Annotated in this window: 23 protein-coding genes; 4 read left to right on the top strand and 19 right to left on the bottom strand. The window is 36.2% G+C overall.

Annotated features, from left to right (window positions below; genetic code table 11):
- The first annotated feature begins 348 nt into the window (after window positions 1–348).
- From FC32_RS07980 to FC32_RS07970, 3 genes are all read left to right on the top strand, one after another.
- A complete protein-coding gene (locus FC32_RS07980; protein ID WP_025088044.1) occupies window positions 349–642 on the top strand; it encodes a hypothetical protein in 294 nt (97 codons plus the stop codon).
- Between the two features lie 118 nt (window positions 643–760).
- Window positions 761–1,357: a glycerol-3-phosphate 1-O-acyltransferase PlsY gene (gene plsY / locus FC32_RS07975; protein WP_035460310.1), complete on the top strand. Its 597-nt coding sequence runs from the start codon at window positions 761–763 to the stop codon at window positions 1,355–1,357.
- A 92-nt stretch (window positions 1,358–1,449) separates the two neighbouring features.
- Window positions 1,450–2,322 (top strand): aldose 1-epimerase family protein, encoded by an 873-nt coding sequence (locus FC32_RS07970; RefSeq protein ID WP_056957371.1) that lies wholly within the window; start codon window positions 1,450–1,452, stop codon window positions 2,320–2,322.
- 144 nt (window positions 2,323–2,466) lie between these two features.
- Here FC32_RS07970 and hslU read toward each other — a convergent pair whose 3' ends face one another.
- The 17 genes from hslU to FC32_RS07890 form a co-directional block, all read right to left on the bottom strand.
- Window positions 2,467–3,885, bottom strand: coding sequence for an ATP-dependent protease ATPase subunit HslU (gene hslU / locus FC32_RS07965; RefSeq protein WP_025088046.1), 1,419 nt, complete (start codon window positions 3,883–3,885; stop codon window positions 2,467–2,469).
- 16 nt (window positions 3,886–3,901) lie between these two features.
- Entirely contained in the window at window positions 3,902–4,444 is a 543-nt protein-coding gene (gene hslV, locus FC32_RS07960; RefSeq protein WP_056957370.1) for an ATP-dependent protease subunit HslV, read from the bottom strand.
- Between the two features lie 17 nt (window positions 4,445–4,461).
- Complete coding sequence (gene xerC / locus FC32_RS07955; RefSeq protein WP_025088047.1) at window positions 4,462–5,361, bottom strand: tyrosine recombinase XerC; 900 nt, start codon at window positions 5,359–5,361, stop codon at window positions 4,462–4,464.
- 142 nt (window positions 5,362–5,503) lie between these two features.
- The gene (trmFO, locus tag FC32_RS07950) at window positions 5,504–6,817 is read right to left on the bottom strand and encodes an FADH(2)-oxidizing methylenetetrahydrofolate--tRNA-(uracil(54)-C(5))-methyltransferase TrmFO (RefSeq protein ID WP_025088048.1); all 1,314 of its coding nucleotides are present in this window, start codon (window positions 6,815–6,817) and stop codon (window positions 5,504–5,506) included.
- Window positions 6,818–6,834: 17 nt separating this feature from the next.
- Entirely contained in the window at window positions 6,835–8,949 is a 2,115-nt protein-coding gene (gene topA, locus FC32_RS07945; protein ID WP_056957369.1) for a type I DNA topoisomerase, read from the bottom strand.
- A 164-nt stretch (window positions 8,950–9,113) separates the two neighbouring features.
- Window positions 9,114–9,977: a DNA-processing protein DprA gene (gene dprA, locus FC32_RS07940; RefSeq protein ID WP_025088049.1), complete on the bottom strand. Its 864-nt coding sequence runs from the start codon at window positions 9,975–9,977 to the stop codon at window positions 9,114–9,116.
- 42 nt (window positions 9,978–10,019) lie between these two features.
- On the bottom strand, window positions 10,020–10,784 hold the full coding sequence (locus FC32_RS07935; protein WP_025088050.1) for a ribonuclease HII: 765 nt from the start codon (window positions 10,782–10,784) through the stop codon (window positions 10,020–10,022).
- Window positions 10,785–10,854: 70 nt separating this feature from the next.
- Window positions 10,855–11,709 (bottom strand): ribosome biogenesis GTPase YlqF, encoded by an 855-nt coding sequence (gene ylqF / locus FC32_RS07930; protein ID WP_025088051.1) that lies wholly within the window; start codon window positions 11,707–11,709, stop codon window positions 10,855–10,857.
- 319 nt (window positions 11,710–12,028) lie between these two features.
- Complete coding sequence (locus FC32_RS10440; RefSeq protein ID WP_338033180.1) at window positions 12,029–12,484, bottom strand: CPBP family intramembrane glutamic endopeptidase; 456 nt, start codon at window positions 12,482–12,484, stop codon at window positions 12,029–12,031.
- A 650-nt stretch (window positions 12,485–13,134) separates the two neighbouring features.
- Complete coding sequence (locus FC32_RS11000; RefSeq protein ID WP_235722583.1) at window positions 13,135–13,569, bottom strand: hypothetical protein; 435 nt, start codon at window positions 13,567–13,569, stop codon at window positions 13,135–13,137.
- 1 nt (window position 13,570) lies between these two features.
- On the bottom strand, window positions 13,571–13,753 hold the full coding sequence (locus tag FC32_RS10590; protein ID WP_155891488.1) for a hypothetical protein: 183 nt from the start codon (window positions 13,751–13,753) through the stop codon (window positions 13,571–13,573).
- Between the two features lie 75 nt (window positions 13,754–13,828).
- Window positions 13,829–14,410, bottom strand: a complete 582-nt coding sequence (locus FC32_RS07915) for an ABC transporter permease (RefSeq protein WP_257576183.1) — start codon at window positions 14,408–14,410, stop codon at window positions 13,829–13,831.
- 43 nt (window positions 14,411–14,453) lie between these two features.
- Window positions 14,454–14,981, bottom strand: a complete 528-nt coding sequence (gene lepB, locus FC32_RS07910; protein ID WP_025087682.1) for a signal peptidase I — start codon at window positions 14,979–14,981, stop codon at window positions 14,454–14,456.
- Window positions 14,982–15,113: 132 nt separating this feature from the next.
- Window positions 15,114–16,571 carry a S41 family peptidase gene (locus FC32_RS07905; RefSeq protein WP_025087683.1) on the bottom strand — a complete coding sequence of 486 codons (1,458 nt, stop codon included), beginning with the start codon at window positions 16,569–16,571 and terminating at the stop codon, window positions 15,114–15,116.
- 14 nt (window positions 16,572–16,585) lie between these two features.
- Complete coding sequence (locus FC32_RS07900) at window positions 16,586–16,795, bottom strand: YozE family protein (protein ID WP_420835864.1); 210 nt, start codon at window positions 16,793–16,795, stop codon at window positions 16,586–16,588.
- A gap of 10 nt (window positions 16,796–16,805) precedes the next feature.
- Window positions 16,806–17,417, bottom strand: coding sequence for a YpmS family protein (locus tag FC32_RS07895; protein WP_035460105.1), 612 nt, complete (start codon window positions 17,415–17,417; stop codon window positions 16,806–16,808).
- Between the two features lie 3 nt (window positions 17,418–17,420).
- Entirely contained in the window at window positions 17,421–18,350 is a 930-nt protein-coding gene (locus tag FC32_RS07890; RefSeq protein WP_056957367.1) for an SGNH/GDSL hydrolase family protein, read from the bottom strand.
- Window positions 18,351–18,506: 156 nt separating this feature from the next.
- Here FC32_RS07890 and FC32_RS07885 point away from each other — a divergent pair, with 156 nt between their 5' ends.
- Entirely contained in the window at window positions 18,507–19,109 is a 603-nt protein-coding gene (locus FC32_RS07885) for a hypothetical protein (protein ID WP_025087684.1), read from the top strand.
- A gap of 32 nt (window positions 19,110–19,141) precedes the next feature.
- Here the strand turns inward: FC32_RS07885 and FC32_RS07880 are convergent, their stop codons facing one another.
- Window positions 19,142–19,645 carry a dihydrofolate reductase gene (locus FC32_RS07880; protein ID WP_025087685.1) on the bottom strand — a complete coding sequence of 168 codons (504 nt, stop codon included), beginning with the start codon at window positions 19,643–19,645 and terminating at the stop codon, window positions 19,142–19,144.
- Between the two features lie 12 nt (window positions 19,646–19,657).
- On the bottom strand, window positions 19,658–20,614 hold the full coding sequence (locus FC32_RS07875; RefSeq protein WP_025087686.1) for a thymidylate synthase: 957 nt from the start codon (window positions 20,612–20,614) through the stop codon (window positions 19,658–19,660).
- Between the last annotated feature and the right edge of the window lie 10 nt (window positions 20,615–20,624).

Raw genomic sequence — 20,624 nt, 5'->3', positions numbered from 1 at the left:
CTTAATCTTTTATTCAGTTTAGCCACGATATGATATCCTCTCCCCATAAAAGGTATACTACTAAAACGATATAAAAACCTGCATGGAGAGTTTCAAATAAATCCCAACCTTTTAACCTATCTCTAAATATAAGATACATAATTGGTAATGACAAAATAGCAACTAACATTTTATCACCTCTCTGATGTAATTCTATCATCGTTACACGAATCTGTAAACGGTTCCGAGATATGCGACATCCCTACTTAATTTTAAAAATTTATCGTTTTTATTAGTAAATATTTGTCGGAATTCACAAAAAGTGCCATAATGAAGGTACAGTTAATGTTTTTTAGGAGATGGTTTATATTGAGTTCACGTTTATCTTTTGCAATTTCATTATTAGTTAGTGTGGTTTTACTGATCATCGGTAATCTCACTAAAATACCAGTCTTTGCGCTAATCGGCTATTGTGTCATGAGTGTCTTGTTCTTATTAGCCGGCTTTAACTTAGCGGTTTTAAGACATACAGCTTCGCTTACTGGCAATGATGAAAATATTGCTTGGGATGAAGCTCCCGGCGAACTTAAAGCTTTGACCATAGTTATCGGGATCGGTTTCTTATTAGCAGGTCTTTTTGTGATTTTTGCTTACGTTCTTTAGTATTACAAATGTAAATAGGTTTAAATGGTGTTGAAACCTATTAAAAAAATGAGTACAATAAAGCGTATCGTTTTTTTAGGAGGCGTATTTATTGTCTGAAACATTAAAAATAGCAATTATGCTAGTTATCGGATATCTTTTAGGTTCCATCCCTTCTGGCGTTTGGGTCGGAAAGTTAATGTATGGTAAGGATGTTCGAGACTATGGTAGTGGGAATATGGGGACTACGAATACCTTTCGTGTCCTAGGTAAAAAAGCAGGTATCATCGTTTTAGTGATGGACATGCTTAAAGGAACGTTAGCAGCCCTACTACCATTTGTTTTTCATTCGAATGCTAATGTTTTATTGATCGGGCTATCAGCTATTATTGGGCACGTTTTTCCAGTATTTGCTAACTTTAAAGGTGGTAAGGCAGTTGCAACTAGTGTGGGGGTCTTGTTAGTATATAATCCCCTATTCTTCGTGATTGCCTGGGCGATCTTTTTGGTCACACTATACCTTTCCAGTATGGTCAGTGTTGCAAGTATGTTAGGTTTTTTGCTCATTACGATCGTATCACTATTTTTCCATGACGTGATCCTTTCCATCGTAGCAGCAGCTTTAACAGTCTTTGTCTTTATTCGCCACTTTGGAAATATTGAACGGATCAAAAATGGGACTGAAAATATGGTACCATTTGGTCTTGGATATAAAAGAAGACAACAACGTAAATAAGCTTGTTTGACTAGAGCAAGCTTATTTATTTTTGCTATAATCTTAGGGGGAATGCATCCCTAAATAAATATATTGAAAGGACGCTAAAACATATGGCAGTTATTTTAGAAAATGGTAAATTACGTGCTGTGATCAATGAACATGGTGCAGAATTAGTAAGTTTACTTGCAAAAGATACACAAATTCAATATATGTGGAGTGGTGACAGCAAGTATTGGGGACGTCACTCCCCTGTCCTTTTTCCAATTGAAGGACGAGTAAAGGATGATACATACCAAATTGATGGAAAAAGCTATCACCTTACGCAACACGGCTTTGCGCGTGATATGGATTTTATGGTGATCGAGCAGACAGAAACGAGTGCTTGTTTTGAATTACGTGCTACAAAAGAGACCAAGCAAAAATATCCTTATGATTTTGTGTTGCAATTAGCATATCAGCTTGATGATAATGGGATTTCGGTGACTTATCGTGTTGTTAACCCAATGGAAGAAACGATTTATTTTGGAATTGGCGCTCATCCTGCTTTTTCAACTAAATTAGAACTAGCTGATCAATATACTGATTATGAAGTTCAAATTTCTCCAGCAAAGAAACGCCTTCATATCCCATTAAAAGATGGTTATCTTGATCTTGACCAAACTGCTTTAAAAGATACGGATTTAGCAGTTTCGCATGAATTATTCAAAGATGATGCTATTATCTATAATTTGGAACAAGAGCCTGCAGTTATTACACTAAAGAGCAAAAAACATGGTCATGGCGTAAGCATTGAAGCAGATGATGCTAAAGCAGTCGGAATTTGGTCTTGCTATCCTGCTAAGGGCGATTTTGTCTGTCTTGAACCGTGGTGGGCATTATCCGATCCAATCACGGCTGATGGTGATTTTAAGCACAAATACGCAATCAATGAATTAGCTGCTACTGGTGAATTTAAAACTGGATTTAAAATTAATGTCTTTTAAGACAAATAAAAAGATGCTTTTCAATTACGAAAAGCATCTTTTTTGTTTATTTGCGAACAAATATTAGTTTTGAACACTTTATTGTTCGTTAGATTATCAAATTTTTCCGAGGCTAGACTTTTAAGGAAGTCAAAATTGTTCGGATTAAAGGATATATTGACTAAGATCCTTATCTGCCACGATCTTACCGACTTTTTCTTCTACATAAGCTTCCGTGATCGTGATCTCACCCATTTGCATATCTGGACCTTCAAAGAGTAGGTCTTCGAGTAATTTTTCAAGGATCGTGTGTAATCGACGAGCCCCGATGTTATCTGTTTCATGGTTAACTTTATAAGCGATTTCTGCAATTTTTTCGATTGCTTCGATCGTAAATGTTACCTTGATATTATCTGTGCCGATAATCGCAATATATTGTTTGATCAAAGCATTATTTGGTTCAGTTAAGATCTTAACGAAATCATCTTTGCTGAGATCTTCTAATTCGACGCGAATCGGGAAGCGCCCTTGTAATTCAGCGATCAAATCGCTTGGTTTTGTTTGAGCGAAAGCACCTGAAGCGATAAATAAGATATGATCAGTCTTAATGATTCCATATTTAGTTTTGATCTGTGAACCTTCCACGATTGGCAAGATGTCTCGTTGGACCCCTTCACGTGAAACTTCACCAGCATTTTGTTTTGATTTTGATGTGATCTTATCAATTTCATCGATAAAGATGATCCCAGTATTTTCAGCACGTTTGATTGCAGCATTAGCAACGTCAGCTGTATTCATCAATTTTTCTGATTCTTCACGAACCAAAACTTCACGTGCTTCTTTAACCGGCATTGTTCGTGTTACCATCTTTTTAGGTGAAAGTGCCCCTAATGTGTCAGAAAGATCGATCCCCATTTGCCCTAACATCCCATCGGAACCTTGGAATTTTTGTGCTGGGTCTTCCATTTGGATCGTAACTTCTTCATTTTCAAGTAAGCCACGTTGAAGTTTTTCAGCTACACTGAGACGTTTTTGTTTTACGTCTTCAGTCACGTTTTCTTCTTCTGCTTGTGCACCAGGCATTTCAGGTAATTTACCGTTTTGCAGATCACGCATTAATTTCATAAAGTTTTCTTGGTTATTTTGACGATTTTGCTGTTTTTGTGCAGGCACAAGTAACTTAACTAAGCGTTTATCAGCTTTTTGAACTGCTTGGCTTCGGACTTGTTTAAATAATTCATCTTGTTCCATTTTATATGAAACTTCAACAAGATCACGAACCATTGATTCAACATCACGACCAACATAACCAACTTCAGTAAACTTGGTTGCTTCGACTTTGATGAATGGAGCATCCACGATTTTTGCTAAACGCCTAGCAATTTCAGTTTTACCGACCCCAGTAGGTCCGATCATCATCAAATTCTTAGGGGTGATCTCTTCTTGCATTTCTTCTGGTAGTTGCATTCGACGGTATCGATTACGCAAAGCAATAGAGATCGCGCGTTTTGCTTGATCTTGACCGATAACATAATTGTCTAATTCAGCAACGATTTGTTTAGGTGTCTTTTCACTATGTTTCAAAGTCTTCACTCCTTAGTTAAAGTTCTTCAACAATAATATTGTGATTAGTAAAGATATCAATATCTCCAGCGATTGAAATTGCATTTTGGGCAATCTCAGCTGCACATAAGTCTTTAGCGTAAGCTGTCATTGCTTTAGCTGCAGCAAAGGCGTAATTACCACCAGAACCAATCGCAAGAACATTGTCATCAGGTTCGATAACTTCACCAGAGCCCGAAACTAATAGGAGATTATCTTTATCCATCACGATCAATAAGGCTTCAAGCTTTTGAAGGGCTTGATCACTCCGCCATTCTTGGGCTAATTCAACGGCAGCCCGTTGGAGATTACCGCTGTATTGGTTGAGCTTTTTTTCAAAACGATCTTCGAGATTAAACGCATCTGCTACGCTTCCAGCAAAACCAACAACGACTTTATTATCGTAAATGCGTCTAACTTTACGTGCAGAGCCCTTCATAATAACTTTTTCGCCCATGGTTACTTGGCCATCCCCAGCCATAGCTGTATGTCCATTGTGTCTAACAGCACAAATTGTAGTAGCATGAAATGATACTGGCATATTTATTCCTCCTAAAATTACGCCCGTGGAAAATACTTACGATAATCACGTTGTAAGTGTTCTGGCGTGACATGTGTATAAATTTGAGTTGTCGATAAACTACTATGCCCCAACAATTCTTGCACTGTTCTAAGATCTGCCCCATTACTTAGCATATGTGTTGCAAAAGTATGGCGTAATTCATGGGGATGGATCGAGCTAGAAAGTGAACTACGCATTAAAATTTGGTCTAAGACATATGAGACTCCCGCTGGTGTGATCGGTTCACCATGATGATTAACAAAAACATATTCATGCTCATGGTGATATTTTTCCATAAGTGGCTTACGTGCTTTAGTTAAATAGCGTTTGAGCGCTTTATCACAATATGAGCCAAAAGGTACATAACGATCTTTGCGCCCTTTACCATGAAGAAGCATCGTTTTTAATTCAAAATCAATGTCATTGACTTTTAATCCGGTGCACTCACTGACCCGCATCCCAGTTGAATATAGTGTCTCTAATAAAGCATTATCGCGGATAGAAAGTTTATCGTTTCCATTTGTTTCCTCAAATAATAAGGTCAGTTCTTTTTCGTAAAAAAAACGTGGAAGTCGGCGTGGATTTTGTTTGATTTGAACATAAGCAAATGGATCTTGTTTTACATAGCCATTGCGCATCAAAAAATGAAAAAAGGCACGTAAACTCGATACTTTACGAGAAATACTCGTCATCTTTAAATTACGATCGTATAACTCACTCATAAAGACATGGACATCAAACTTAGTAATTTCTGTAAATGACTTAGTTTTACCAGTCTCGGTTAAAAAATCACAAAATTCAGTGAGATCTTCTAAATAAGCTGTGATCGTTTTAGGCGAATATTGGCGTTCAACACGTAAATATTCTTTGAATTCATTGATCCATTTTTGTTCCATTTACCTGGCTCCCTTACCTATATAAAGCTATTTTCTAACATTGGTCAATATTAGTCAAGATACTAACCCTATGAAATTTTGGCTTAATGGTTATAAAAAAGTCAACTATACTTTTCAAAAAAGCAAGTTGACCTACTTATAACTATAATTCTGCTTTTATTTTAAAAGTTTCTAAAACGTCTAACGCACGATTTGAGAGCGCTAAGTTACGTTCACGCTTATCGCGGATCCGTTTGTCTAGTCGTGGAATGATCCCAAAGTTAGCATTGATCGGTTGGAAATGCTTTGGACTAGCATGCGTGATATAATATGCCATTGCTCCCATCATCGTTTCTTCTGGGAAAATGACCGGAGCTTTGCCTTGAGCGATCAAAGCAGCATTGATGCCTGCGTAAAGCCCACTAGCAGCACTTTCAACATAACCCTCGACCCCAGTCATCTGCCCTGCAAATAAAAGATCTGAGCGTTTTTTCGTTTGATAAGTTGCGTTTAAAAATTCAGGTGAACGCAAGTAAGTATTACGGTGCATAACACCATAGCGCACAAATTGAGCATTTTCTAAACCAGGGATCATTGAAAAGACGCGCTTTTGTTCACCCCATTTAAGGTGTGTTTGGAAACCGACTAGGTTATAAAGATTACCTGCTGCATTATCTTGACGTAATTGAACAACGGCGAAAGGCTCTTTGCCTGTCTTTGGATCTTCTAGACCAACTGGCTTTAATGGGCCAAAGAGCATCGTTTTTTCACCACGTGAAGCCATTTGCTCGATCGGCATACATCCCTCAAAGAACTTTTGATCTTCAAAATCATGTAATTCTGCCATTTCAGCGTTGATTAATTCATGATAGAAGTTATAGAATTCTTCTTCTGTCATCGGGCAGTTGAGATAAGCCGCTTCTCCTTTATCATACCGCGATTTTAGATAGATCTTATCCATATCAAGGGATGATTTTTCAACGATCGGCGCAGCTGCATCGTAAAAGTAAAGACCTTCATCATCAGTCAATTTTTTGATTGCTTGTGCTAATGGATCAGAAGTCAATGGACCAGTAGCAATAACCGTTAATCCTTCAGGAATCTCAGTTAATTCCTCTCTGACAACTTCAATATTAGGATGATTTGTCAATTTTTCCGTGACTGCACTTGAGAAAGTCTCGCGGTCAACGGCTAAAGCGCCACCAGCAGGAACATTATGTTTATCTGCTGCTTCCATGATAATTGAATCTAAGCGACGCATCTCTTCTTTTAACAAGCCAGCACCATTTGTTAATTGGTTTGCACGTAATGAGTTAGTGCAGACCAATTCAGCAAAATTTTGTGTATGGTGAGCTGGGGTCTTTTTTTCAGGCCTCATTTCGTAAAGTCGAACTTTGAGGCCACGTTTTGCAATTTGCCATGCGGCTTCACTACCGGCTAAACCGGCACCAATAACATTAATGCTAGTAGTTGTCATTTAAAACTCCTTAATTCTTATTTTTGAATAGCTTCTTCATAATCGCCATTAGGACACTTAACTTGTTGTCCTTGTTTAGTCTTTTTATAAACTAGGTAATGGTCACATTTTGGACAATTACGCCCTACAGGTTTATCCCAGGAAACAAATTCACATTCAGGATAGCGTGAGCAACCGTAAAAGACACGGTTTTTCTTTGATTTGCGTTCAACCACTTCACCACGACCACAAACCGGACATTTTACCCCAATTTGTTTAATGATCGCTTGAGTGTTACGACAATCTGGGAAACGGCTACATGCATAAAATTTACCATAGCGCCCCATCTTTACGACCATAGGTGCGCCACAGATCTCGCAGTTAAAACCAGCTGGTTCATCTTTGATCGTGACTTTGGCTAATTTTTCTGAAGCTTCTTTAACTTCATTTGAGAATGGTTGGTAGAATGCATCGATGATCGAGACCCATTCTTGTTTTCCTTCTTCGATCTCATCGAGTTGCCCTTCAAGATTAGCCGTGAAATCAACATTTAAGATATCAGGGAAACATTCTTCGATCATCGTATTAACGATCTCACCCAATTCAGTTGGTTCAAATTTACGTGCAGCTAGTTTTACATAGTAACGTTTTTGAATGACATTTAATGTTGGCGCATAAGTTGAAGGACGCCCAACCCCATTTTCTTCAAGCGTTTTGATCAAAGTAGCTTCTGTGTAACGAGCTGGTGGTAAAGTAAAGTGTTGGTTTGGTTGATTTTTGACCATTAAAACTTCATCATTTTCCACTAACTCAGGCAAGACATTATCTTTGCGCTTAGATTCAGCGTAAACCTTAGTAAAACCATCAAATTTCAATTTTGAACCATTTGCGCGATAAGTAACGCCATTTTGCGTTAAGTCAACACGCATTGTATCAACGATAGCAGGTGTCATCTGACTTGCAACAAAGCGTGACCAAATCAAAGTGTACAATTTTAATTGGTCTTTAGTGAGATATTGTTCAATTGATTTTGGTGTACGCATTACAGATGAAGGGCGAATTGCTTCGTGAGCATCTTGGGCACCTTCAGAAAGCTTAGTTTTACGTGGTTTTAAGGCTGCGTATTCTTCCCCAAACTCTTCATGGATAAAAGTTGAGGCTTCATGTTTAGCAACCGCAGAGATTCGGGTCGAGTCAGTACGCATATAAGTGATCAATCCAACCGTCCCACTTTTACCTAAACTGATTCCTTCATAGAGCTGTTGAGCGACCATCATAGTCTTTTGTGTCTTGAATTTCAGTGTGTTATTAGCGGTTTGTTGTAAAGTTGAAGTTGTAAACGGTGGCTGTGGCATCCGTTTTCTTTCTTTTTTATCAACTTTAGTAACATTAAAAGGTTGTTTAGTATTGATCTTAGCTAAGATCTTTTGCACATCTTCATTATTTTTGAGTGCTTTTTTCTTACCATTGATTCCATAAAAGCTAGCTTCAAATTTTGCTCTACCCTTTTTAAATTCAGAATCGATCGTCCAATATTCTTCTGGAACAAAATCTTTGATCTCGTTTTCTCGTTGAATGATCAAGTTAAGCGCAATTGACTGCACTCGTCCAGCTGAAAGTCCTTTTTTGATCTTAGCCCAAAGTAAAGGTGAGATCGAATATCCTACTAAGCGGTCTAAGACGCGTCTAGCTTGTTGAGCATCAACTAAATTCATATCGATCGCACGTGGATTCTTGAATGCATTTTTAACGGCATCTTTAGTAATCTCATTAAAGACCACGCGATTTTTATCTTTAGGATCTAGACCCAATAGATAAGATAAATGCCAAGCAATTGCTTCTCCTTCACGGTCCGGATCGGCTGCAAGGTAAACGTGATTGGCTTTTTTAGCTTCTTTACGTAATTCTTTGATCACATCACCTTTACCACGAATGGAGATGTAATGGGGCTCATAGTTGTTTTCAACATCAACTCCCATTTTACTTTTAGGTAGATCCCGAATATGACCTAAACTAGCCATAACTTTATAACGAGAACCTAAGTATTTCTCAATTGTTTTAGCTTTTGAAGGTGATTCCACGATCACCAAATTCTTTTTAACTTTTCGTTTCGTTGTTTTTTTCTTAGTGGCAGTCCCTGTAGACCTAGGCATACCAACAACTCCCTTGATTTAGTATTTATATAAAGTAGATAATTCAAAACGATAACAAGATCGTCATAAAATCGTAACTCATGTTATGCTATTTAAACGTACTTTGTCAAGCGCTTTATATTATAGCACTTATAAGACTACTCAATCTTTAAACGGTAAGTGAGTTAATAATTGAACTCTTCTAAGATATCTGTGCTAGCCAAAACAGGTTTAGCCCCAGCCAAGATCAGCTCGTTACATCCCTGTGATAAAGGATCAGTAATCCGCCCTGGTAAGGCTAAAACATTGCGATTTTCTTGCAGTGCAAGGTTAGCTGTAATCAAACTGCCACTCTTATGTCGTGCTTCAACTACAAAAACACTTTGCGATAATCCTGCGATGATTCGATTACGCAATGGAAAATGGTATTTTAAAGGCGCAACATCAAGTGCATACTCGCTCAAAATCAATCCTGAAGTTTCTAATTCGTGTTGTAATTCTAAGTTACAGCGGGGATAACAAATATTTAAGCCATTTCCAATAACAGCAATAGTCTGTCCGCCATGTTGCAAGGTGATTTGGTGCACCATTCCGTCAACACTTTTAGCTAAACCGCTGACTAAAGTAAGCTTGTGAGTGAGCACTTGTGGTAATAGTTCGGTCAAAACACGGGTTGCATAAGTACTACATTGTCTTGAGCCAACGATTCCGAGCTTTTTAGCACTTTCAAGCAGTCCAATATCACCTCGATAAAATAATACAACTGGTGGCTGATAGATCTCACGTAAATTTTGCGGATAACGCGCATCTAGGATCGTTAAAACATTACTTAGTGCGAGATTATACTTGAGTTTTTGTGCGAGTTCACGTGATTGTAAAGCATCAAATAGCTTTTCGATTCGACTCTTACTGAGAGATAAAAGCTCAAAAAATTCCGCTTTGCTCGGACAATGCTTAAATTTTGTTAAATACTCAGCTAATAACAGTTCATTTTTAAGATCTAACCCACATAAATGTAGCTTTAATAAAAAGTAGTCTAATTCGTTCATGTTAAAAACACCTCTTGCTATATAAATACGCAAAAAAGTGTTTTATTTGTTTAAATAATGCATGACCGGTTCAAAAGTTTTTCGATGAATCGGGGATGCACCTAATTTTTTAAGACCAGCTAAATGATTTTTTGTTCCGTAGCCAGCATTACTAGCAAGGTCATATCCAGGGTAGCACTTATCATAAAATTTCATTAAATGATCACGATTTACCTTAGCCACAATACTTGCAGCAGAGATCGAAGCCGACTTAGCATCCCCTTTGATCAACTTAGTTTGCGGGATCGAAGTATCGATCTGCATTGCATCGATCAATAAGTGTTGGGGCTTGTAAGGTAAAGCTTCAACCGCTTCTTTCATCGCGATGCGCGTGGCTTGATAAATATTTTCTTGATCAATCACATTATTATCAGCTACACCGATCGCAACCCCTACTGCTTGCTCAAGGATCTGACCGTATAAAGCCTCACGCTTTTTTTCTGATAATTGTTTTGAATCATTGACATCAATCAAAGCAAAGTCATGCGGTAAAATAACAGCCGCACTGACAACTGGCCCAGCTAATGGTCCCCGCCCGACTTCATCGATTCCAGCTACATATTCTAAGCCATCATCCCACAATTGGCGTTCTAATTGTAATCTTTTAGCAAATTCTTGCTTTTTTAAGGCAAGTTTTTCTTGTTTGCGATAAAAAGAAGCTAACGCAGCTTGGACACCTTTGCGTGGATCAGATTTTAAAGTGGCTAATTGTTCTTTGGTGGGCGAATTTTTTAGAATTTCTTTGATCTGTGCGATCGTTTGTGCCATTGTATTGGCTCCTCTCTTAACAATTAAGAGGGGCGTGCCTAATTGCAAGTCCCTCTTAGATTATCTGTATTTAAACTTTAGCCGGGTCTTTAGGAACGCTATCTAGCGTATAACGCCCTAGCTTCCCCTTACGACAATCAAAGATCAAGCGTTCACTTGCACGGTCGTAATCGTCTCTAAAGCCAAGTTTTTTAGTTATCTCTAATAGAACTTCAACTGTGGGAAGCTCTAAAGTTTCTGGCGTCAACTTATAGCGTTCGATCAAAGCTTGTGGATTTTTGGCGTTAAATTCTTCGATTTCATATAACGCAACATCGTCTTTAGCATATAGTGTATCTTTGATGGCACCAGTTAAGGCTAGCTTTTTACCGACGATCGGATCTTCAAATTTAGGCCACAAGATACCCGGTGTGTCTAAAAGTTGCAGATCTTTACCAGCTTTTAACCATTGTTGTGATTTAGTTACCCCTGGGCGGTTACCGACTTGAGCAACATTTTTCTTAACAAGGTGGTTTAATAAGGTTGATTTGCCAACATTAGGGATGCCGATACACATAACTTTGATGCGCTGTGATAAGATCCCACGAGCTTTTTTATTTGCTAACTTCTCAGCTAGTACTTCTTTTATTTTTTTATCAATAACTTTTAGCGAACCTTGGACGCTGTTGATCGCAACAGCTGGTTGTCCCATACTTTCGTAGTATTCGATCCATTTCCGCGTTTCTTTTGGATCGGCTAAATCCATTTTTGTTAGGACGACAATGCTTGGCTTATCTTCTAAAAGATCTTTTAATTGTGGATTTCGAGAAGATTCAGGTAAGCGTGCGTCGACCAACTCTAAAACAATATCGACTAATTTTAAATTTTCTTTGACCTGACGCAAGGCTTTGGCCATATGCCCAGGAAACCATTGAATAATTGCCATTTTATCAAGTCCTTTCATAATAAGTTTTTAAATTGTATTTTGCTAATTCCTCAAGTAGGTGCCAAAATTTAATAATAAAAATTATGTAATATTGTATCTTATTCAAATAAATTATGGTTTTTAGCATGTATTGTTTAACTAGAAATATCAACTGTTTTCAATTATAGCATGATTCCTGCCACTTTACCGCTCTCTTTTGCTTTCAGCGTAAAAATTTCAAACTTTATAGTAAAGTCTGTAACTTCTTTATTTTATTGATCCTAATTAACAAAGGATTTCAAAGTTGAAAAGTAAAAAGAGGACATTAAGTATCCTCTCTTTAAAATTTTTTATAATAATAAGATATATTTTTTCGATATCGAGTATAAATTGATACAGTTAAAAAAATGAAAATTAACAATACTATTAAACTACCCTCTATTCCAAAGTCTCCGCCGGTATAGAATTCATGACCAGATATTCTTAATTTGAAAATACTAAACGGTATTTCAATGCCACTTACATTAATCCCTAAAAGTAATGACGGTAAACAGTTCCAAACAAAATGAAATCCACTACTAAGGAAGAGATTATTCACTATTATTCTAAACAAAACCATCAGTAATCCAAAAAATATAAGTGTCAAAAACAAAATAACTGAAGCGCTACCATTTAAGAGATGGACAAATGAAAAAATAATTGCTTGAATAAAACAACTTTTAGTTAACGTAAAGCTACCTAGTAAATTATCAAAAACACATCCTCTAAATAATAACTCTTCCGCTATACTCTGAATATAAAACCTACTGCTAATAGTAATAAAATTAACGCAATTTCTTTATTTAAATTTGAATTATAAATCATAAAGCTTGAAACATTTAAAATAAAAATTAGCCTAATAAAAAATACTATGGTGCCTATAATCATCCCAATAAGATAGCTAATAACTATTCGAAAAAATTTTTTATACTTATATGTCTCAAATCTGTAGTATAGTATCCAAAGCAATGAAACAACAAGAAGATTTGAATATTGAAAATAAATAATATCAACTAAACTTGTCCTAAAATTACTAAATAAAATGGAATAAATTAGTCCACTTAATATCTTAAGGATACTGATATACGTTAACATTGATATAATACCTAGTAATGATTTTTTGTTTCTCATTTCTTCATGTTTTCTTCAATAATATCGTCTTTTTGTACCCTGTTTGCTAAACTCTTCAGCAAAATTATAATAAATACCAACACAATCATTGAAAGCAAAATAATAATGATATTATTTATCTGATACAAATTAGCTAAAAAATTACCCAGAATTGCAACGACAATGATAGCAGCGATAATTGAAGTATTGGTTGACTGGTATAGTTGACCGACAAATGTTGAAATTAGAGCTAGTGTTAATGAAAATAGAGTTGAAAATACTACAATACACACCACTTTAAAAAAAACTAGCAGTTTTAAAGTCAAGCAATTGAGCAGAATAGTAAAATATAATATTTATAAACAATAACACGGGAAATAAGCTGAGAGCAAAGTGAATGCATAAGGCATATAATTTACTTATAAATATTTGTGAACGTCCTCCAGGAAAAAGGTAAGTGATTTCTCTGGAGTTTTTAATATATTCTTTCAATAGTAATCGATTGAAAATTAGTACTCCATAAATAATTGCAATAGAAATTGTTACGGTAATCGATAAGGCCACCACACCAAGTGGATCTTTTAAAATGGAATTAGCTTCTGTAGAGGTATCAAATTTACCAACTAAACTAAAAAATATGAGAGAAACAGCGTTAATAAGTGTATTTGCTAGCAATATTCCTTTAAAATAAGCAGTTTGTTTTTTTAATTCATAAGTGATAGAGCTTACCATATTACATTCCCCCTTTATTTTGTTTATAAAAATCATCTAACTTTTTAAAACCTTGTTGTTTCATAGTTTGGATGCTTGACTGTGCAACTATTTCTCCATTTTGAATCATGATAAGCTGGTCAACCACACTTTCTAATTCTCCAAAGGAATGACTTGAAAGAATAACAAGCTCACCTTTCTCCAATCAGACCATAAATCTGTTTAGTTTGCAAAGAGAGATTTATATCTTTTAATAGAGTTTTATTTCTAGTTACTTTTGTCAAATTTGATATTGTTGTATGCTAATTGTTTCCAATGAAAAAAGAGATGCACGAATTATCTGACTTGAAGGCACAAATGGGAGATAACGATAAAGATTTCCTGTCCAAATAGGGAGTCGATCTGCTGAATAAATAATTGGTGAAAATAATAATCCACCAATCATAATTAATTGTGTTACTAAAGAAACGATATTTGCTGGGAGAATATAGGCAATTGCAAATCCAACAGAAAGTAATGAAAAGACGATCAAAAGAACTGAAAGTAGTGACATAATACTAAAAGAAATATTTAAATCAAACCCAAATTTACTGATAAGTAAGCTAGATATTATACCTGGTAAGCATAATAATCCCCAAATCAATAAATCTGATAATAGTATCCCTACTCTTGAAACAGGTAAAGTTTTTTGATAATCATAAATTCCATTTTGCTTGGCTTCACTAATAATTTGTGGCGCTAATACACAAGTAACGGCAATGATATTAATAGCTATTGCACCTGTACAAAGATATGATCGAGAAACAGTATCACTTGCATTAGTAATAAACAAAAAACCATAAATCACCGCAAAAGAAAGAATAATTTGTACAGCAATAAAAACAGGAATATAAAATTTAGTTTACTTAAAGCACTTTAAAGTCTCGTAAGGGCCAATAAATCATTAAAGCTCGTCCTTGGATCCACTCTTCTTTGATCATCCCTAATGTACGTGAGTCTTCACTGATTCGGCGATTGTCGCCTAAGACAAAATAATTTTTAGCTGGGACTTTTGTCAGTGTGCTAAAATCGGTAAGCGAAAAATCAGCTGTATCAGGCGTATACCCTTGTTTGTAAAAAGATTCAGGGACTTTTTTTTGATTAACATACAGTATACTATTTTTATATTCGATCTTATCGCCTGGCAGACCAATGACACGTTTAATATACGTTTTTCCATTAGGTAATTTGAACGTTACGATTTCAAAACGCTTGATCGTACCATAGTGTCTGATCAAAACCTGATCTTTATTATGGATCGTTGGTGCCATCGAATTTCCTGTGATCTCTAAAGGAGTTATTAAAAAGCCGCGAATAAAAAGAGCGACACTAAAAGCTAACAATAATGGCCAAAACCAATTTCTCATTAGCATTTTTAGACTATTTAAATTCATGTTATTTCCTTTTAGCCATTTTACTCAGAATGATATATCTATTCCATTATACATCTGATGCACCTAGATGTCTGTTCAAGCATTTTGAAACATAAAAAAACGCTAGTAACAATTTGCTACTAGCGCTTAAAGTTATTTTTGTAATTGTTCTAAGGCTTTCTTATACGCATTATCGGACTTAGAAACCTTCTTAGCTACTTGTTTTTCGATACTTTCGACGGTTTCTTTATTTGCCGTGCCAGTGACCGTTAAATTATTATCGGTTTGATATTGTTCAATAACACTCTTAGTCTGATCACCAAAGTAACCAGTTTTTTCGCTTAGATCATAACCTAAATAGATCAACATCTTTTGAAGATTCTTGATTTGTTTAGAATTTTGGCCTTCGCTATAGGTCTTCTTGGTGCTGATTGCTGGTAGATAAGCTACTGAAGGGTAATCAGCCTTGACATCAGGTGACAGGCCCTTACTATGGATCCAAGTTCCGTTAGGGGTCAACCACTTAGCGATCGTTAATTTCAACTGCGTATTATCAGTAAATGGTAAGGTGTTTTGGACAGTACCTTTACCGTATGATTTAGTTCCGACTAAAGTAACATTAGCTGATTGTTTCAAAGCAGCTGCAAAGATCTCAGATGCGCTTGCTGAACTACCATTCATCAAGACCACTGTTTTTTCCGTGACTTTAAAATTATCATCTAGTTCGTTGCTTGCTTTATAGACAGTTGGTTTACCATCACGCCCAACGACTTGTACGATCGTCTTACCATTCTTCAAGAACATCGATGACATAGCTAAAGCTTGATCTAACAGGCCACCAGGGTTATTACGAACATCAATAATAAATGAGGTTGCCCCTTTTTTGCGTAATTTCTTGATCGTTTGTTTGAATTCTTTAGCTGTATTTTCAGAGAACGATGAAACGACTATATAACCAACTTTTTTATCCTCTTTAGCCAAACTACCTTCAACAGTCGTAACCGGAATCTCAGCTCGCGTTAAGGTCTTAGTAAAGGTTGAGCCATCACGTTTGATCGTAAGTGTGACTTTAGTTCCGATCTTACCACGCATCAAGGAGACAGCTTTATTTAATGAATAACCTGATATTGATTTACCATTGATCTTGACGATCACATCATTAGCTTTTAAGCCGGCTTTGGCTGCTGGGGTTCCACTAATAGCCGCAATGATCTTGATCTCATTACCGCTCTTTTGAACTTGCGCACCGATCCCACCAAAACTACCAGAGATCGAATCATTTAACTCTTGCGTTTCGGTCGCATTCATATATTCGGTATAGGGATCACCTAAAGATTCGATCATCCCATTGATTGCACCTTCGACTAATTTTGTTTTACTCAAGCTCTTGTAGTAATTATTATATAATGCATTATAGACCGTGCTGATCTTGCCCATTGCTTGATTAGCTTGTTTTAAAGCGTTCATCTGGTGATTCATTACTAAAAAGACACTACCACCAGAAACAACTACAGTACACAAAATCGTCACAAGCAGCGTAAGCCAACTAAACTTTTTTTGCGTGAGCTTTTTTTTAAGCTCGGCTTTTTTGAACCATTTTCTCTTTTTCACCTAAACCACCTCTTCTAAATAGCTTTGCCACGCATCATCAAAAAAATACTCATTGATGTTAAATAACTTGCATTCAACTCTAAATAATGCGAAATTTCGTGATAATCGGTCGAATGCTTAGGAAATGCCTGGTCAAAGAAGGCTGCATTAGCAAAGCCAGCCAGTTCATCATGTCCATCTGGATTTCTTTTTGTCATCAGATAACGATAAAAGCTTTCTTTCATTTTTTTCTCCTTAATTAGATGTATCAAGTGGGAAAGCTACGTTGAAGCGTAGTTTATCATTTGTTAAATCAAGTGTCTCCCCTTTGATCTTGATCCCCTGTTTTTTTGTCAATTGGTTTAAATTAAGTGTGATCGTTGATTTTTTGGAATCGATCTTAGCCCAACTACCTAGATCATAATTGTTTTTGATATAACCTAAAACAAATGTTGGTGGAGCATTGAGCGATCCGATCGCTACCGATTTAGCATTTAAGACAATATTACCATTTTTATCGAACGTTGGCTTAGCATAAAGCGTAAAGGAAACGTTTTTACCTAAGATCTTCGTTGTTCCCATTAAAATGGCTGACTTATTTAAAACAAAACGATACTTGATCGCACCTTTCTTTTGGTTTTGTTGTAAATAATAATTAACGGCAGCACTGAGTTGTTCTTTATTTAATTCAACACTAACATTAGCTGAATTTTTTGAATTTGTCGTTGCTTGGGAAATTTGCTGCTGATCTTCATTAGGTGTCGTCACCGCAAACCAAACATAACCACTAAAGCAAAGAATCACGCCTACTAAGATAATAAACGCCCATTTCCAAGGATTTCTTTGCTTTTTTTCTGCTTTTTCCATTTGTTAATTTTCCTCCAACCAAGTTTTTTTATGTGCCATCATCACTTTATATAGTTGCGAAGTCATATACCGGTATCCTTTATTATTGGGATGAAAATGATCTTCACTTGAAAGATAATCATTTTTTTCCTCTGTGTCGCTAAGCATCGTCTCTAACTTTCCATCTGAAACATTGTTTAGATCCGTAGTAGTACTATTCTTTAAACTACTCTTTGATTTTCCATAATATTGACCTTCGGATAATTGTTTATTGATATCAACAAAATAAATTTTACTATCTGAAGCGATCACTTTCTTGGAAACTTCATTCCATTCGTCCGTATACTGTTGGATCTGCGTCAAAGTTGGAAAATAAACATAAAATGGATTATAGACGCTAAACATAAAAATTGGTGCATCTTTGTTATATTTGCGGATAGTTTTGAGCAAAGACGTCAATTTTTTAGCATATGATTTCTTAGCAGATGGCATCGTACTACTCAAAGTATTATTCGCCAAATATAAGAAATTTTTTTGTAAAACCTGCATTAAGTCATTTCCACCAACAGTTAAGGTGATCACATCAGCATTTTTTAAGTTTTTTTGGATCGTTTTAGATTCAAGAACTCGTTTTTCGATTTGCTCACTACGATCACCAGTCTTACCGTAATTATAAGTTGTGACTTGTAGTTTGTTTTGTTTTACTAATTTTTGTTTGATCAAGGCAACATAGCCACCTTTATTGGTCGTATCACCTACCCCATAGGTCAATGAATCGCCAACTGCAGTTAAGGTGATTTTTTTCTTTTGTTTTATGGCTTTAGAGGTTGCAGTTTTTGTAGTGGTATTTGTTTTTAAAGCCGAATTAGTTTTAGGCTGTAAGGCAAAGTAAAAAACAGCAGCTAATGCAAGAAATACCCCTAAAAAAACTGCTATCTTTTTTGATTTTTTCAAAAATGAAACTCCCTTCAAGTTATAATATTATCTATTATTTAAATAATTAATAGTAGCGAATTCATTATATCACGTATTTGCTCCAAACAAAGACCACACTTATATTATTGTGTTACAATAATATTGAATAAAAATATTTTTATAGAAAGTCTTAAAATGAATATCGCTAAATATTCTGTTAAAAATTTAGTCGGAAGTGCCATTATAACTGGGATCAATTGTCTGTGTTATGGTAGCTTGATGATTTGGGCACTCATCCATACTAACGCTCAAGCGGGGATGGTTGTGGCCTTATCATTAGCCTTAAGTGTCGGAATCAGTTACTTGATCTTAAAAGTCATTGCCCTTGCTTTATTTAATACAAAAGCTAAGCGTCCCTTAGATACGATTGCTCACTGCTTTGGGTATTTAACGCTAATGTGTCTTTTTTATCCTTTGTGTTTTGGGGTAAAAAGCTTTGCTAGCGGTTGGGTCGCATTTGGCATAGTTACTTTATGGGCTGTTTTAGCTTTGATTTATGAAAGCATTTTTTATACTAAACATTGGCGCATTGTTTACGCTGTAAGTTTGGTTTGTTTGATCATTTGTCTGATATTAGTAATGACAGGAATTTCCATCAATTTATTTTTAGCCTATGGCTTTATTTTTGGAATTTTTGCCTACTGGTGCCAACGTTATATGCCAAAAACTTTATGGATCGCTTGTTTGTTAGAATTTTTGGCATTTAGCTTTTGGATCATTGGACTATTGCAATATTAAATAAAAAAGCCGGTACACAGCCGGCTTTTTTATTATTTTCTTTTTTGATAGACGTAAAAGGTATATGGGTATTTGTTTTTGTCGTCAAGTTTACCAGATTCTTTTTTTACTAGTTCAAAGGCAGCATAATCAAGCTCTGGCATCTTTGTATCCCCTTTAAACTGGGAATGGATCTTAGTGACAAACAATTGATCAACTTGATCTTTAAATTGTGCAAATAATGAAGCACCACCAATGATAAATACCAGCTCGTCATGTTTAGCAAGCCAGGCTTTGAGTTGTGAAAGGTCATCAAACACCATGAGGCGATCCTCGCTCAAAGCAGCTTGTTGCAACTGTTTATCATGCGTTAAAACGACATGCAATCGTTTGGGTAAAAAGCCAGGAAAACTATTGAAAGTATTTTTCCCCATGACCATCGGATGGCCCAATGTCTGGGCTTTAAAATAAGCTAAATCAGCAGGTAAGTGCCATGGTAGTTTACCTTCATATCCAATGTGACCGACTTCATCTTCGGCCCAAATAAATGCCAGCATCTTTTTTCCTCCTTAAACCGCAACTGGAGCTTTGATCGCACCGTGTGGGTCGTAGCCTTCAACTTTGATATCTTCCATTTCAAAATCCATTGCCGAAGTCTTAGCTGGATTGAGCCATAATTTAGGGACATGTTTAGGTGTGCGTTTGAGCTGTTCTTTGACTTGTTCTAAATGATTAGAGTAGATGTGCGCATCCCCTAATGTATGCACAAACTCACCCACTTCAAGTCCAGTTTCTCGCGCAATTAGGTGCGTTAAAAGAGCATAACTTGCGATATTAAATGGGACCCCTAAAAACACATCCCCACTACGTTGATACAATTGGCAGCTCAATTTATTATCATTGACATAGAATTGGAATAACGTATGACAAGGTGGCAAAGCACTTGTTGGTACATCTTCTGGGTTCCAGGCAGTAACGATCAAGCGCCGTGAATCCGGATTTTCTTTGATTGTTTTAATAACATCTTTGATTTGATCGATCGTTTCGCCAGTACTTGTCTTCCAGTGACGCCACTGTGCCCCGTAAACATCACCTAAATTACCGTATTTAGCTGCAAATTCATCGTCAGCAACGATTCTTTCACAAAACTTGGCTTTTTGTTCTTGGTATACTCGATTGAATTTGGCATCCTTTTGTGATCTTAACCCAAAATCGGTCATATCCGGTCCAGTGTATTCAGCGCTTTGGACCCAATTTTTAAAAGCCCATTCATCCCAAATGTGGTTGTTATGCTTTAAAAGGTACTGAATATTAGTGTCGCCACGTAAAAACCATAACAACTCACTTTTGATCAAACCAAAAGGCACTCGTTTAGTTGTTAGTAATGGGAATCCTTGACTTAGATCAAAACGCATTTGATAGCCAAATAAGCTATATGTTCCCGTATTAGTACGGTCATTTTTTTGATGTCCTTTTTCCAAAATATCACGCATCAATTGCAAATATGGTTCTTCAAGTGCTGTCATCTTATTCCTC

The sequence above is a fragment of the Ligilactobacillus apodemi DSM 16634 = JCM 16172 genome (assembly GCF_001434405.1).
GTDB lineage: Bacteria > Bacillota > Bacilli > Lactobacillales > Lactobacillaceae > Ligilactobacillus > Ligilactobacillus apodemi.
The sequence above is the reverse complement of the archived record's forward strand: the minus strand, read 5'-3'. Positions and strand labels throughout refer to the sequence as shown.

Bases quoted from the DNA above. Each gene is read 5' to 3' on its own strand.
- plsY (WP_035460310.1), top strand. From the start codon at position 761: ATGCTAGTTATCGGATATCTTTTAGGTTCCATCCCTTCTGGCGTTTGG.
- FC32_RS07970 (WP_056957371.1), top strand. From the start codon at position 1,450: ATGGCAGTTATTTTAGAAAATGGTAAATTACGTGCTGTGATCAATGAA.
- hslV (WP_056957370.1), bottom strand. From the start codon at position 4,444: ATGCCAGTATCATTTCATGCTACTACAATTTGTGCTGTTAGACACAAT.
- xerC (WP_025088047.1), bottom strand. From the start codon at position 5,361: ATGGAACAAAAATGGATCAATGAATTCAAAGAATATTTACGTGTTGAA.
- trmFO (WP_025088048.1), bottom strand. From the start codon at position 6,817: ATGACAACTACTAGCATTAATGTTATTGGTGCCGGTTTAGCCGGTAGT.
- topA (WP_056957369.1), bottom strand. From the start codon at position 8,949: ATGCCTAGGTCTACAGGGACTGCCACTAAGAAAAAAACAACGAAACGA.
- dprA (WP_025088049.1), bottom strand. From the start codon at position 9,977: ATGAACGAATTAGACTACTTTTTATTAAAGCTACATTTATGTGGGTTA.
- FC32_RS07935 (WP_025088050.1), bottom strand. From the start codon at position 10,784: ATGGCACAAACGATCGCACAGATCAAAGAAATTCTAAAAAATTCGCCC.
- ylqF (WP_025088051.1), bottom strand. From the start codon at position 11,709: ATGGCAATTATTCAATGGTTTCCTGGGCATATGGCCAAAGCCTTGCGT.
- FC32_RS11000 (WP_235722583.1), bottom strand. From the start codon at position 13,569: ATGGTAAGCTCTATCACTTATGAATTAAAAAAACAAACTGCTTATTTT.
- lepB (WP_025087682.1), bottom strand. From the start codon at position 14,981: ATGAATTTAAATAGTCTAAAAATGCTAATGAGAAATTGGTTTTGGCCA.
- FC32_RS07900 (WP_420835864.1), bottom strand. From the start codon at position 16,795: ATGAAAGAAAGCTTTTATCGTTATCTGATGACAAAAAGAAATCCAGAT.
- FC32_RS07895 (WP_035460105.1), bottom strand. From the start codon at position 17,417: ATGGAAAAAGCAGAAAAAAAGCAAAGAAATCCTTGGAAATGGGCGTTT.
- FC32_RS07885 (WP_025087684.1), top strand. From the start codon at position 18,507: ATGAATATCGCTAAATATTCTGTTAAAAATTTAGTCGGAAGTGCCATT.
- FC32_RS07880 (WP_025087685.1), bottom strand. From the start codon at position 19,645: ATGCTGGCATTTATTTGGGCCGAAGATGAAGTCGGTCACATTGGATAT.
- FC32_RS07875 (WP_025087686.1), bottom strand. From the start codon at position 20,614: ATGACAGCACTTGAAGAACCATATTTGCAATTGATGCGTGATATTTTG.